This is a genomic window from Paenibacillus sp. FSL H7-0442 (assembly GCF_038593105.1).
GTDB lineage: Bacteria > Bacillota > Bacilli > Paenibacillales > Paenibacillaceae > Paenibacillus > Paenibacillus polymyxa_D.
Genome location: NZ_CP151963.1, coordinates 1,307,055 through 1,321,910, shown reverse-complemented (window position 1 = coordinate 1,321,910; position 14,856 = coordinate 1,307,055). Strand labels below are relative to the sequence as shown.

Here is a 14,856-nt window from a genome sequence, read left to right as displayed (position 1 = left end):
CTCAACCTGCCGTGGTTGCTTTCTCGGTCTTTTTCAACCATTCATTCATGGCCTCCATAACCGGATACTTCAAATCATCGCTGGCAAGTGCAAATTCAAGTGTGGTTAAAATATATCCAAGACGCTCACCTACGTCATAACGTGTGCCTTCAAAATCATAGGCGTACACACGCTCACTCTGATTCAGCTTTTGGATCGCATCCGTCAACTGAATTTCGCCGCCAGCTCCTTTTTCCTGAAGATCAAGATATTTGAAAATTTTCGGTGAGAACACGTAGCGACCCATAATAGCCAAATCGGATGGCGCTGTGCCTGGAGCCGGTTTTTCTATAAAATTATTCACTCGGTACAAGCGTCCGTCCTGCTGATCCGGTTCAATGATGCCATACCGGTTCGTAAATTCCTGCGGTACCCGCTGCACACCGATAACCGAATTTTGAGTTTCCTCATACTGATCCATCAGCTGGCGCAGGCAAGGCTTCTGACCTGTTACGATATCATCACCCAGCAGCACACCAAACGGCTCGTCCCCGATAAAGCGTCTTGCGCACCATACCGCATGTCCAAGACCTTTGGGTTCTTTTTGGCGAATGTAGTGAATTTCCACTCCCGAAGAACGCTGTACTTCCTCCAGAAGCTTCAGCTTACCGTCCTCGAGCAGTTTGGATTCCAGCTCAAATGCGTTGTCAAAGTGGTCCTCAATGGCACGTTTGCCTTTACCCGTAACGATAATAATGTCCTCAATACCAGAAGCAATCGCTTCTTCCACGATATATTGAATCGTAGGCTTGTTGATAATTGGAAGCATTTCCTTAGGCATCGCTTTGGTGGCAGGGAGGAAGCGCGTACCTAACCCTGCTGCTGGAATAATGGCCTTTTTCACTCTTTTCGTCATCGCACTCATTCTCCTTGCTTCATCGAATTTTGGTGTTGCTTACTTCACCTGATTCATCACAATTCCAACCAGCGTCGCACTGGCCTGCTCCATGAGTTGCTTTGTTTTGCGCAGATCTTCCCGTTTGGTACGACCATGTTTAGCAACGAGAATCACACCATCTGTCAAGCCTGCAATCAGGCGGGCATCCGTATAATTCAGCGCCGGAGCTGAATCGAGTAAGATGATGTCATATTCACGTTTGAGCTCTTCCAGCAGCTCAGCCATACGTTCGCTACCGAGCAGATCCGCTGCGTTGTACAGGGTGTCTCCACCGGGAACAACCGATAGCTCCAGGCCACCATGCCTAACGATAGACTTGGAAGAAGCCCCACCGCGCAAATAAGCCGATAGACCTCCGGTATTCTCCATTCCGAATATCTCGTGCAGCGCTGGCTTATGCAGATTGCAATCCACCAGAGCCACCTTCTTGCCTTCTTGTGCAAAAGAAACTCCGATGTTGGCGAGCAGTGTTGTTTTACCCGCTCCGCTTTCCGGCGAGGTCAACAATAGAACCGTCCCACGGTCCTTTTGTCCAATCACCTGCTGCCGAATGTATGTACGGAGGGATCGAAATGATTCCGAGATATACGATGATGGATTACTTTCTGTAATCAACATGTCATTCAATCGCAGCATATTTACGCTCCCCTACCCGTTCTTTGGAATTTCCAGCTGCTCCATCGATGTCCTTCTTGCGAATGACTGGAATCGATGCAATTACCGGAATACCGATGTCTGCGTCTGCCTCTTTTTCCGAGCGCAGCGTGCCGTTAATGCTTTCCAGGAACACAATCGTGCCCAATGCAATCATCAGCGATACGAGAAAACTAATCGCAATATTCATGAGCGGGTTCCCATTAATCGGGTCAGGATTGGCCTGAGGATCCGCTTCATTTAAAATTTTCACATTATTCAATTCCATCAATCCCGGAACCGTCTGTACGAATTTCTGGGTAACCGCGTTTACAACCGCTGCGGCCTGTGGATAGCTCCCTGCCTCAAACGTCAAACCGATAACCTGACTTTTATCCGAGGATTTAATCTGCAGCTTTTCTGCCAACTTCTGCTGTGTCAAACCGAATTCGGGATGAGTCGCTACAACAGCGTCCATAATTTTAGGTGAAGTGAGAATTTGCTTGTAGCTTTCCACCAAATTAAGACTTGTGTTGACGTCGTTCAGATTGTTGCTCCCCTGCTTGGCGGAAATATGATTAACCAGCAGTTGGCTTGAAGCGGAGTAGACTGGCTTCACGACATTGTCGCTCACAAAGTATGTTGTTACACATGAGAGAATGACAAAAATCGCAATCAGCCACAATCTTCTTTTAATCAGGACTAGATAATCCAAAATGGTTTTCTCCACAAAAATCCTCCCTCCTATACAATTTCTCTTCATATTTAAGTATGACTTTATTGTAACAATTGGCTCTGTGAACGACATGGAACCGAATGGCACTTTCTCCCTCACTACAGGGGGAGGGGAATGTATACTTTCGGATACGGCATGGTATACTTTTGTACCATACATTGTTGATTATGGAAAAAGAAATCGAAAAAAGCCTCAAAATCACAAAAATTGGTGATTTTGAGGCTTTTCATTTCACTCGCATATGAAAGTGCAATGCAGCTTATAGAGTCAGCGCATCATACCATGTTTGTTGGCTCGTACTTCGCCAGACCAATGGCATTGGCATACAATGCTGCCTGCGTGCGATCCGCCAGCCGCAGCTTGGCCAAGATCTGACTGACATGCTTTTTGACTGTAAACTCACTGATAAATAATCGGGATGCAATTTCACGATTGCAAGCTCCTTGTCCCAACTCGACCAGCACTTCCTTTTCCTTTGGCGTCAGGTCGTCCGTCAGATTGCCCGCATCTTCACGCAGCTTGTTTTCGAGAATAGCCGGATCATAATATTTGCGTCCTTTGTTGACAAGATGAATCGCGTAAATTAGTTCCTCAGGCAACGCTTCCTTAAGCACATAACCGTCCACGGAAGCTTCCTCTGCTTTCAGAAAATCTTCACGTGTTGCGGAAGAGGTCAGCAAAATAAATTTACTTCTGAAACCACGTCCGCGCGCTATCTTGATAATATCCAGCCCTGATTCATCAGCTAGTTTCAAATCCAGCAGCACCAGATCCGGATCCGTTTCCTCAATCACCACAAGTGCTTCCTGTTGATTCTGGGCCTCTCCCGCAAACTGAACATTGGGCTGCATGGATATAACCGCAGCGAGTCCTTTCCGTACTAAAGGATGATCATCGACAATGACAATTTTCATGATTCGGCCTCCTGTCTACAGTTCAGGATTTGCATAATCCCTATGTATCCGATTGTTACCGCAGATTTTGTATTGCAGAATGTTCACACATTTTATTCGAGAATTTTGCAAAATCCTCATTCATAAGCATTTACCGGAATGGACAATCGGATCTGTGTTCCTTCTCCGATTCGACTTGAAATATCAAATTCGCCTCCCATCGATTGAGCTAAATATTCCATATTCATCATGCCCAGGCCCCCGCCTGCACTGACCGCCTCACCTCCTGCTACCATTCTCGCCGTCTCAAACCCTACTCCGTCGTCATGAATAGACAGTCTAATCACTTGGGGCGTCAATTTTAACTTCACATCAATTCGCTTGGCCAATCCATGACGGATTGCGTTCCCCGCCGCTTCGGAAATGATGCGGAACAAAGCCTTTTGGTACAAATACGGAAGTGAATAATGATCACCATGAATGTCAAAATCAATTTGTACATGATTCAGCTTGGATAGTGTATGCAGATGACTTTTCACCGTCCCTAACCAAGTTGAGCCTCCACTTTTTTTCGAGCTTAGACTATGAATCGCCCCTTTCAGCTCTCTAACCGCTTGGTTGGCAGATTGCTGAATTAGATCAATTTGCTCCTCCACCTGCTCCTTTGGCTGATGACACCAGGTTTGCCGGAGAGAATGCGTTGCGTACACAATACCAAAAAGGCTCTGAGAAACATTGTCATGCATTTCATTTGCAATCCGGTTCTGCTCATTCGTCACAATCAATTGATTCTCAATACGCTCCAGCTCATAGCGCTCCAAAAACACAGCACTCAGCTCAGCCAAGAATATCAGTTGTTGCACGAGCCAGCGTCTTCCTGTCAGACTTTGATCCGGTCCCAGCTTGAGGCCAATCGTCGCTACAAAGCGGGTCGTCATCGGTACGGTGATCATGAGAAAGTCGCCCCATTCTGGCAGATGTCTGAAAAATGGTTCGCGTTCTTCCCTGAACTCCTCCCGGTAATTCTCCAGTTCCTCGAATAGCTGCTCTTCCTCCTCCACCGTCCAGCCTGTCTGGCTGCTTGCCGGTGCATCCTCCTCCTGACTATCCAGCCAGAAAAATGCACGGCTCTGCTTGGTAAGCTTGACAGTGTAATCCGAGATGACCTGACCCAGATTTAATGCCTCATTATGGCTGGTCGTCTCCATGATGTGGTAAATCGACTTGATATGATCCATCGTCTCATTGGCTTGTTCTTTAGCCACCTTCAGTTCGTCCTTCATGACGCCGATAACCTGCATTGCCATCGTGGTTACGATCAATACCAGAAACAAATTAATGTTCTGCAATATAAGATCCCACAAAAAATATTGACCTGGTGTAAAAAAGATATAACAAAATGTAAGCACCAAACCGATATAAGAAAGTAGGAGCGTCCAGCTGTACCTCATAGATAGATGAGCACAAGCTACCAGCATGGGAGTAATCACATACCATTTGAACGGGCTATTTATCCCTCCGGTCGGGAATAACAACAAAATGATCCCTGCTGTTTCTAGTGCAATGCTACATTTCAATACCATATCATGAAGTCTGTATTTACGGTAAATCCAAGTAAATGCTGTAACGGATAAAAATAGAAAACCAATCAGTAACAGCTTCTGCCACACGATTAATCTAGATGATTCGAACAGAAAAACAAGTGACGTTAAAGATAGTGATACATAACGGTATAGAAAAATCATTTTGTCTTCTGCTGACTTCCTCAACTTCATCCTGTCACCCTATTCTGTGTTTTGAAGGGACGATGGGCATATTAGGTTTGTGTACTCTAAAAAATCATAACCAATCCAAAAATAAATAACAAGACATAAACTCTTACGTAAACGGTTACATTCCAAAAAATTTGGTACTTTTTATAACATATTTACCGTTTCAGGAAAACATTTTGGGGGTAATGTCAGAATTTATGACGTTTGTCAAGGAAATAAATCACATTTTAGCGACCTAAAAAAGACTTGCTGGTACCACTGTGATTATCACAGCGGTATTCAGCGAGTCCTTTTTTAGTGAACCTGGTAGTCTACATTTTAGCCCCCGGCACGTGCTAATTCACGCATATTGGCTTCAAATGCTGCCAATAGAGCTTCATCTCCGCTCAAACCAGTTGCCTCTTCTTTTTGAATCTGTTCAACCATACGCTTGTAATCCTTTGGAATTACTCGTACAAACTGCTGAATCGCAGTCTGCCAATCATCCAAAATACGTTGTCCCGCTTCACTACCCGTGTAAGTGACATGGCGTTGAATCAAGCCGCGCAACTCCGCTGCTTCTGTAGGTTCTTCCACACCTTCCAGCAACACCATTTCCAGATTACAACGGCTCAGGAACGTCCCCTCAGGGTCATAGACATATGCAATACCTCCGGACATTCCGGCTCCAAAATTCCGTCCGGTTCCACCCAATACAGCTACACGTCCGCCTGTCATATATTCGCAACCATGATCTCCAACGCCCTCAACAACAATACGTGCGCCGGAGTTCCGAACGGCAAAGCGCTCGCCTGCGATTCCGCTAATGTAAGCTTCACCGCTGGTCGCTCCATACAAGGCTGTATTTCCGATAATAATGTTCTCTTCTGCCTTAAAGGTCGCTTTGTGAGACTTTTTCACAATAACCTTACCGCCAGATAGCCCTTTACCGACATAGTCATTGCTATCGCCTTCCACGCTCAACGTGATGCCTTTCGGAATAAATGCTCCGAAGCTCTGACCTGCCGATCCAATAAAGTTAAAGCGAATCGTATCCTCAGGCAGACCCGCCGCTCCATACTTACGGGTGACCTCGCTGCCCAGAATCGTCCCTACCGCCCGATTCACGTTTGTAATAGGTAAGGTACCCTCAACAGGCGTTCCGTTCTCCAACGCTTTCGCAGCCATCGGTACGAGCTGCTGCATGTCGAGTGTTTCTTCCAGACCGTGGTTTTGGCGTTGTACACGGTAACGTACACTACCTTCTTCCAACTCAGGAACATGCAACAGCAAGCTCAGGTCTACGCCCTTCTTCTTCCAGTGCGAATCGGCGTTCACGGTATCCAGGCAATCCGTACGTCCAATCATTTCCTGAATCGTACGGAAGCCCAATTCCGCCATAATTTCACGGACATCTTCTGCAATAAAACGCATAAAATTCACCACATGGGCAGGATCGCCCATATAATTTTTGCGCAGCTCCGGATTCTGCGTAGCCACACCAACCGGACATGTATCCATTTGGCATACCCGCATCATAATACAGCCCAACGCCACGAGCGGCGCTGTAGAGAAGCCGTATTCTTCCGCGCCCAACAGGGCAGCTACTACCAAATCGCGGCCAGACAGCATCTTGCCGTCTGTCTCCAATACTACGCGGTCGCGCAGGTTGTTTAGCATCAGCGTCTGATGCGTCTCCGCCAGACCCAGCTCCCAAGGCATACCCGCATGACGAATGGAGCCTTGCGGAGAAGCGCCTGTACCACCGTCGTAACCGCTGACTAGAATAATGTCAGCACGGCCTTTAGCTACCCCTGTAGCAATCGTACCTACGCCTACCTCTGACACCAGTTTCACGTTAATGTCAGCACGCGGATTGGCGTTTTTGAGATCATAGATGAGCTCTGCCAAATCCTCGATAGAATAAATATCGTGATGCGGCGGCGGTGAAATCAAACCTACTCCTGGCGTAGAGCCACGGACCTCAGCGACCCAAGGGTACACCTTACGTCCTGGCAGTTGTCCACCTTCGCCCGGCTTCGCGCCTTGCGCCATTTTGATCTGAATTTCGTCGGCATTCACCAAGTAATTCGATGTTACACCGAATCGGCCCGATGCTACCTGCTTAATCGAACTGCGACGAGAATCACCATTGGCATCCGGTATGAAACGTGCAGGGTTCTCCCCACCTTCACCCGTATTGCTCTTGCCACCGATCCGATTCATCGCAATCGCCATATCTTCATGCGCTTCCTGACTGATCGAGCCAAAGGACATGGCTCCTGTCTTGAAGCGACGCATAATGGATGCAGCGGATTCCACTTCATCCAGCGGCACAGGCTCACCAGCAGGCTTCAATTGAAGCATGGAGCGAATCGTCAAATACTGTTCAGATTCACCCTGTACCAGCTTGGCGTATTTCTTGTAAAGCTTGTAGTCTCCCGAGCGAACCGACTGCTGGAGCAAATGCACCGTTTGCGGGTTAAACAAATGCTCTTCCCCATCGTTACGCCATTGATATTCGCCGCCCGAATCCAGCACTTTGTCGTTGCCGTCCTTGTCGGTGAAAGCACGATTATGATGAACCAGCGCTTCTATAGTCACTTCCTCCAGACCAATACCGCCAATGCGGGAAGGTGTCCAGGTGAAATAACGGTCAACAAAATCCTGTTTTAAACCTACGGCCTCAAAAATTTGCGCCCCACGGTACGACTGAATCGTGGAAATACCCATTTTGGACAATATTTTAACGACACCCTTCGTTGCCGCTTTAATATAATTTTTAACTGCCTTTTCGTGCGAGATGCCGCGCAGCAAACCCTGCTGAATCATGACATCCAGCGTTTCAAAAGCCAGATACGGATTAACCGCACTCACACCGTAGCCAAGCAGCACCGCATAATGGTGAACATCCCTTGGCTCGCCGGACTCCAGCAAAATACTTACACGTGTGCGGGTACCCTGTTTAATCAAATGGTGATGCAGGCTGGAAACAGCTAGCAACGCCGGAATGGCTGCATTCTCCGCATCCACTCCACGGTCGGACAAAATCAGGATGTTATGACCTTTGTCAATGACACGGTCAGCCGCCTCAAACAATCCTTCCAGCGCCTTGCGTAAGCCCTCAGCACCTTCCTTCGCTTCAAAGAAGATCGGGATCGTCATCGATTTGAAGCCTGGACGGTGCACGTGGCGAATTTTGGCAAACTCCTCATTCGATAGCACCGGCGAATCCAAACGAATCTGGCGACAGCTTTCCGGTTCTGGATGCAGTAAATTGCGCTCTGGTCCAATCGTAGTTGCGGTTGACGTTACAATCTCTTCACGAATGGCGTCAATCGGCGGGTTTGTGACTTGGGCGAACATTTGTTTAAAGTAATTGTACAAACGTTGCGGACGATCAGACAGCACCGCCAATGGTGCGTCGTATCCCATTGAGCCAATCGGTTCTGCACCTGTAAGTGCCATCGGCTCCAGAATTTTGCGCAGTTCTTCAAACGTATATCCAAAAGCGAGCTGAAGCTGATTTACATTTTCATGTTTAGGCTCCGGCTGTTCTAGTGCTTCCGGCAGCTCATCCAAATCAACCAAGTGCTCATCCAGCCATTGCTGATAAGGTTCCTCGGAAGCAATACGTTCCTTTAACTCTTCGTCAGAAACGATACGGCCTTCTTGGGTATCAACCAACAGCATACGACCCGGACGGAGACGATCCTTATAGAGCACATTTTCAGGATCAATATCCAATACACCCGCCTCTGAAGACAGTGCGATCAGATCGTCCTTGGTCACATAGTAACGTGCAGGACGCAGACCGTTGCGGTCGAGAATCGCCCCGATTTGGATACCGTCTGTAAACGCCATTGCAGCAGGTCCGTCCCACGGCTCCATCATAGTGCTGTGATATTCATAAAATGCCCGCTTCTTCGGGTCCATGGTTTCATGCTTGTTCCAAGGCTCCGGCACCATCATCATGGCTACATGAGGAAGGGATCGTCCGCTCAGATACAGAAACTCCAGCGTATTATCAAACATGGCTGTATCCGAGCCATCTGGGTTAATGACGGGTTTTACCTTCTTAATGTCTCCGCCAAACGCTTCGCTTTCAAACTGCGCCTGACGCGCATGCATCCAGTTCACATTGCCGCGCATCGTATTAATTTCACCGTTGTGAATCATAAAACGATAAGGATGCGCACGATCCCAGCTCGGGAACGTATTCGTACTAAAACGGGAATGGACCAGCGCGATCGCTGATGTCACCCGCTCATCCTGCAAATCCAGATAAAATTTACCTACCTGCTCGGTTGTCAGCATTCCTTTGTATACAACCTTGCGACAGGACAAACTTGGAATATAGAACGACTCACCGTTCTCATCCTCTTGGTTATAGCGAATAGCAAGCTCTGCACGTTTGCGAATGACATACAGTTTCCGTTCGAAGTCCAACTCTTCCTTCAAATCGCTACTGCGACCGATGAATACCTGACGCACACCCGGTTTAGCTGCTTTTGCCGATTTACCCAGCATTTCGTCATAAGTTGGAACATCGCGAAAACCCAAACAATTTTGACCTTCGTCCACGATGATATCTCTTAGCTTCTGCTCATGCACCTCACGAACTTTTGGATCATTGGATACAAAAAGCATACCCACGCCATAATGTCCGGCCTTTGGCAATTTGAAGCCCAATCGCTCCGCTTCCTCTTGAAAAAACAGATGAGGGACCTGAATCATAATCCCTGCTCCGTCACCGGAGTTAGGTTCACTTCCCTGACCGCCCCGATGCTCCATATTCACGAGCATGGTCAAAGCCTGACTTACAATATCGTGCGATGGTTTTCCCTTGATGTGGGCAACAAAGCCCATGCCGCAGGCGTCTTTTTCGAATTGGGGATCATATAGTCCCTGTTTGGGTGGTAAACCTGTCTGTCTCATGGAACGCAACCTTTCTGTTATAAAGTCATGCTGGCCTGAAATACAGGCGGCCGAATAGAAGACAGTGGCAACAAGAGGTAACTCAAAGAACAACTACGAGGAATGGGGGACAAAACATGTGACGTATTCAAGGCGGTACGGTCCACCGAATGCGTATGTTTTTCAATAATTATGCAATGGCTTGACTTGAAAAATACGTCGATTCCACTGATGAATCTAATTAGTTCTATCATTTTATCATTGACCTATCATGTTAGCAATTCAAAGTTTTTATGATTGTGATAATAAATCTTTTACATTACAGCTTCAACGTATCAATGCAAATTTATCTCATTTTTATGTATAAATATTCACTTTTAAAAAACAACCTTTCCTATTCCTCTAAGGAACAGAAAAGGCTGACAAAGGAGATACGATAAGTTAATAGACCATCTAGTGTATTCACGCAAATCAGATATCCGTATTAAAATTCGAGACTTTCGCCGGGCTTCAATGCTTTCCCTTCAATACCTTCTTTGTGCAGACGATCACAGAAGCCATCTCCGTCCTGCTCAATACCCGGGAACGTATTGTAATGCACCGGTATTACGCGGCTTGCACGCAGCCATTTTGCTGCCAGCAATGCATCCTCCGGTCCCATCGTATAACCATCTCCGATCGGCAATACCGCAGCATCGATGGAGTTAGTCTCCCCAATGAGACGCATGTCACCAAACAGACCAGTATCCCCTGCATGGAAAAAGGTTTGGCCTCCCATGGTCAATAAAATCCCTGCCGGCTCTCCCATATAAATGGTTTGTCCGTCCACCGTCAAAGATGAGCTGTGAAACGCAAGTGTGAATTTCACATGGAAACCGTCAAAGTGGTGACCCCCACCCAGATTCATACCGTGAGCTTTAGCCCCCAAGGATGAACAATATTCGGCCAGTTCCGCGACCGCGATTACTGGACAATCATTGCGCTTGGCAATTTCAACAGCATCTCCAAAATGATCGGCATGACCGTGTGTCAACAACACGGCATCCACCTGAATATCCTCGGCCTGTACGGTTGCTTTAGGATTTCCCGTCAAAAAAGGATCAATAATAATCCGTTTCCCCTCTGCCTCTACCAGTACAACTGAATGTCCATAATATGTGATTTTCATATCATCTACGCCTCCTTTGTCACTTTCATTATTTGGGTTACTTTCCTTTACCTATTATACCTCTTTTGCATACTGGCTTCACCTGTACCACAAAATCCGTTCACAAAGCTGAACCCTATTGTTTAGAAAGGGCTGTTATTTGTAGAAGGGTGCCTTTATTTATAAAAGGTATGATGACCGATCGTTTTCACCTTGGTACGGGAATGATGAACCGTAAGGTCCTGGGCCAACGTAAGCGACAGGAAAAAACAGGTGTTATCAGGCACGGCTTTATGGCCGTTCAAAGCAGCAGTAACCGCACGAATGCTGTCCTGGTTGGGCTGAACACGACGAAGACGCCCGTTCGCGACCGGACTAAATTGCGCTTTTTGATAAATCACTGCCTGAATCGTATCGGGAAATGGGGCTGACCGCAGCCGGTTTAAGACAACGTTGGCAACTGCCACTTTGCCTTCGTACGGTTCGCCTTCTGCTTCTGCCATCACTATTTTTTGCAGCAGGAGCAGTTCTTTAGCGGAGACAGTATAGCTCCAGGTAGACAACGCCTTGTCATCCTGCGTGAGCATTTTTGTCTTCGTAAAGTAGATGGTTGTAGGAGGGGTTAGGATTGCGGACTTGCTATGCTGGACCTCAGGCTTTTTCTTGCCTGTAGCAACGTTATTCCGAGCTTGTTCCGCCTGCTTCATCTGGGAAGCGGGTAACGGAGTCGGCATGATTTCTTTCCAGCTTGGCTGCCCATGAGCAGCAACAAAGATGGGGCTTGTCCTGTTAGACCCTTTATGGGTCCCCATCCTGTCGCCATATGTAGGAGCTGCAGAGTTCCCTGACCAGCTCAGAGAATGCATGGATGCATTTTTATGATTATTCTGTGTTTGCTGAACCTCAGCGTAGAGGCCTATCCCCAATATACAAACAAGCAGCACACTCAAAAGAGGTGCAAACCAACGATGTTCTTTAATAATTTCCATAATGTTCCTCCCGTTAACTTAAGCACATTCCTCAGATATGTAACCCAAAATGCGCTTTTTGAATAACGCTGAAACACTATATCACTAAATTCGCTGATAGATCAAGGGTTTCGCCTCATTAATGGGAATGTTTGAATTATTTGGTACATTGGTTTTTGACCCAATCGTGTTGCATATAAAACAAATTCTCCCACTTCCCAAGGCCCGCCGCTTCGGTCATTGGGCTGCCACACAGAAGCTGGAACGGGCTGTCCCCCTGTGTACGAACGTGCTACGGTGATATGAGGCCGATAAGGTCTGTCCTCAGGTTTAAAACCAAGGGGTTTGGTAGCACGAAGTATAGACTGATATAGCTGCTCTAGCGACTCTCGCTGTCCAGTCACTCCTTTCCAGAGTACACGTGGAAATTCTTCACGGCCAAAAAAACCTGCTTCTCCAATGCCAAGTGTGAACGGGTGATGCTCAGCTGCCGCTTGAACTAAAACCTGCTCAAGTTTCGGGATAACCGAGGTCTCCACATCACCCAAAAACTGAAGTGTCACGTGGTAATCTCTGAAATCAACCCATTTGCGAAAAGAAAGATCATTCAAATCCTGCTCCACCCAATGATGTAAGTTCTTCTTGTGCTCATTTGGGAGAGCAATAGCTGTAAAAAGTCTTTGCGATTCATCTTTCATCAACCTTTACCTCCTTTGCTATAGATATTTGTGGATATCTCAAAAGCAGCTGTTTGGATTGTCCCTAATCAGGGTAAAGCCATTTGTTGTTATATATAGTGACACCGCGAGCTCGTTTTTATCCTTCTTATGCAATTTTTTCAGCAATCTGTTATTCTTGAAAAGATGGTTCGCCAGAATATATTGGAAACTCCAAGGAATTAAAAATCGAGGAGGCTATGAACTATGGGAAACATTTTAAGCTTACATCAACTGACGGAAGAGCAAAAAAAACAAGTTCGTGCAGCGGCTTCGGGCTACGAGTTGATTATTGGCAAAGCTCAGGAATTAGAATCTAAACAAATCCGGGAAGCCGAGATTATTCTGGGCTGGTCCAAGCATATTGCCGAAGATGCATTACATCCAGACAGCAAGCTGAAGTGGATACAAACCTGGTCGGCTGGGATTGATAAGCTACCGCTTACCGAATTGGAGAAGCGTAACATTTTACTCACGAATACGAGTGGTGTGCATGCCATTCCAATTACAGAGCAGATCTTTGGAATGCTGCTATCGCATACACGTTATTTACAGCAAGCAGCTCTCTTGCAGCGTCAGAAAACATGGCAACCACCGAAAGGCCAACTGACGGAATTACGTGGCAAAACACTGTTGATTACAGGCGTTGGCGAAATTGGCCGTGAAACAGCGCGGATTGCAGAATCCTTTGGCATGCGGGTAATCGGAGTCCGGCGTTCTGGTAAGGAAGCTCCGCATGTAGAGCATATGTATACTAACGAACAACTACACGATGCATTGGGAGCAGCGGATATCGTGGTAAATATATTGCCATTCACCGAGGAGACTCATCACTTCTTTGACGAAAAAGCATTTGCAGCTATGCGTAAGGGAGCCTTCTTCATTAATGTAGGTCGCGGTGGAACCGTTCATACGGATGCGCTTGTACGCTCTTTGGAGCAAAAGCATATTGCCTTTGCCGGCCTGGATGTATTCGAGGAAGAACCACTACCTGCGTCACATCCACTATGGGGTCTGGACCATGTTTTGATCACACCGCATATTGCAGGTGATACGGACCGATACGCCGAACGGGCGGTAGATATTTTTCTTACTAATTTGAATGCTTATGCCGCTGATCAGGAACTGCCATTGAATTTGGTTAATTATAAAACTCAGTATTAACACACTACTTACAGATCGAGATTTCCCGACTCATACCTGTCTTATGTATGCGGCATTGCTCCGTAAGGGTCCAACCTGACTCGGATAACAATGTTTCCATCGGCTCCGTGCTCACGACCACCGCCCGCGCGGCCAAGCGTCTCAGACTGCGCAGCATCTTCTTTTGTTCATCAGCCGGGAGCACGGAGCACAGGTTATAGGGCATATCCAATATGGCCGCATCGTATGTGCCTTCGAGCTTATTCATATCCCCGAGTTTCACTAAATCTTCTTCATATCCAAAATGACGCAAATTCACTCGTGCTCCACGCACCGCCAACGGATTGATATCACAACCGCGAATATCCTTTCCCATACTTAATGCTTCAATCATTACATTGCCCATACCACAACACGGGTCCAGCAGTTTCAATGAGCCTGACTCTCCCTTTGCTGCTGTTAGATCAGTTGCTGCCAAATTCACAAGTGCCCTAGCTACCAGAACAGGTAGTCCAGTAGAATAATTTTGCGGCTTCTGACGACGCTCCTGCCACGATCTGTCGCTATACTGACACCTGCCCAGTAGCCACCGTTCTCCTATCCGAATAACACCAAGGGTGATATCCGGTGTCTTCATTTGCGCCTGCCCATGAATACGCGCACCAATCCGGCGTTCGATCCCGCGCCGCTCGTCATAACCGGCCTCATGGTCACCTTCTTTAAGGCACAACACCTTAAAGGTCTTTCCTTCCTCAAGCTGTAACATGGAAGCCGCTTCGCATAGCTCTTCCAGTGTTCCCGCATCTGTCACTACATCCAGCCGAAGATGAATAAACGGGCTGGTCCCCGGTTCCAGCCGTCGATGGGACAACAGGATGGAATCCTGCACGGGCGGCTGACCGAACAAACATTTTAATTCCAAAAGACATAACTCACGCTCTGTTTCATGACACGCATAGGTATACACGTAGCTTGGTTTCATTTCATCGATATTCGTTTTCTGTTTATTCATGTC

At 47.1% G+C, this 14,856-nt stretch carries 11 protein-coding genes; 1 reads left to right on the top strand and 10 read right to left on the bottom strand.

The features are described from left to right. Position 1 precedes the first annotated feature (1 nt). The 9 genes from galU to thpR form a co-directional block, all read right to left on the bottom strand. Complete coding sequence (gene galU, locus MHH57_RS05960; RefSeq protein WP_013309151.1) at positions 2-895, bottom strand: UTP--glucose-1-phosphate uridylyltransferase GalU; 894 nt, start codon at positions 893-895, stop codon at positions 2-4. 39 nt (positions 896-934) lie between these two features. After that, positions 935-1,573, bottom strand: coding sequence for a CpsD/CapB family tyrosine-protein kinase (locus MHH57_RS05955; protein WP_029516191.1), 639 nt, complete (start codon positions 1,571-1,573; stop codon positions 935-937). Further along, positions 1,557-2,300 carry a Wzz/FepE/Etk N-terminal domain-containing protein gene (locus tag MHH57_RS05950; protein WP_029516190.1) on the bottom strand — a complete coding sequence of 248 codons (744 nt, stop codon included), beginning with the start codon at positions 2,298-2,300 and terminating at the stop codon, positions 1,557-1,559. The genes MHH57_RS05955 and MHH57_RS05950 overlap by 17 nt, the downstream gene beginning before the upstream one ends. A gap of 281 nt (positions 2,301-2,581) precedes the next feature. Next, positions 2,582-3,220 carry a response regulator transcription factor gene (locus tag MHH57_RS05945; RefSeq protein ID WP_029516189.1) on the bottom strand — a complete coding sequence of 213 codons (639 nt, stop codon included), beginning with the start codon at positions 3,218-3,220 and terminating at the stop codon, positions 2,582-2,584. Between the two features lie 116 nt (positions 3,221-3,336). After that, a complete protein-coding gene (locus MHH57_RS05940) occupies positions 3,337-4,974 on the bottom strand; it encodes an ATP-binding protein (RefSeq protein WP_029516188.1) in 1,638 nt (545 codons plus the stop codon). A gap of 315 nt (positions 4,975-5,289) precedes the next feature. Next, positions 5,290-9,888 carry a glutamate synthase large subunit gene (gltB, locus tag MHH57_RS05935; protein ID WP_029516187.1) on the bottom strand — a complete coding sequence of 1,533 codons (4,599 nt, stop codon included), beginning with the start codon at positions 9,886-9,888 and terminating at the stop codon, positions 5,290-5,292. 463 nt (positions 9,889-10,351) lie between these two features. Next, positions 10,352-11,035, bottom strand: coding sequence for a metal-dependent hydrolase (locus tag MHH57_RS05930; RefSeq protein ID WP_029516186.1), 684 nt, complete (start codon positions 11,033-11,035; stop codon positions 10,352-10,354). A 155-nt stretch (positions 11,036-11,190) separates the two neighbouring features. Continuing rightward, positions 11,191-12,003, bottom strand: coding sequence for a cell wall hydrolase (locus tag MHH57_RS05925; RefSeq protein WP_029516185.1), 813 nt, complete (start codon positions 12,001-12,003; stop codon positions 11,191-11,193). A 101-nt stretch (positions 12,004-12,104) separates the two neighbouring features. Then, positions 12,105-12,680 carry an RNA 2',3'-cyclic phosphodiesterase gene (thpR, locus tag MHH57_RS05920; RefSeq protein WP_029516184.1) on the bottom strand — a complete coding sequence of 192 codons (576 nt, stop codon included), beginning with the start codon at positions 12,678-12,680 and terminating at the stop codon, positions 12,105-12,107. A gap of 225 nt (positions 12,681-12,905) precedes the next feature. Between thpR and MHH57_RS05915 the strand changes: the two genes are divergently transcribed. Then, on the top strand, positions 12,906-13,862 hold the full coding sequence (locus MHH57_RS05915) for a D-2-hydroxyacid dehydrogenase (protein ID WP_209949665.1): 957 nt from the start codon (positions 12,906-12,908) through the stop codon (positions 13,860-13,862). Between the two features lie 4 nt (positions 13,863-13,866). On the opposite strand, the gene MHH57_RS05910 is transcribed toward MHH57_RS05915, so the two are convergent. Further along, positions 13,867-14,853: a methyltransferase domain-containing protein gene (locus MHH57_RS05910; protein WP_069012214.1), complete on the bottom strand. Its 987-nt coding sequence runs from the start codon at positions 14,851-14,853 to the stop codon at positions 13,867-13,869. Positions 14,854-14,856 lie beyond the last annotated feature (3 nt).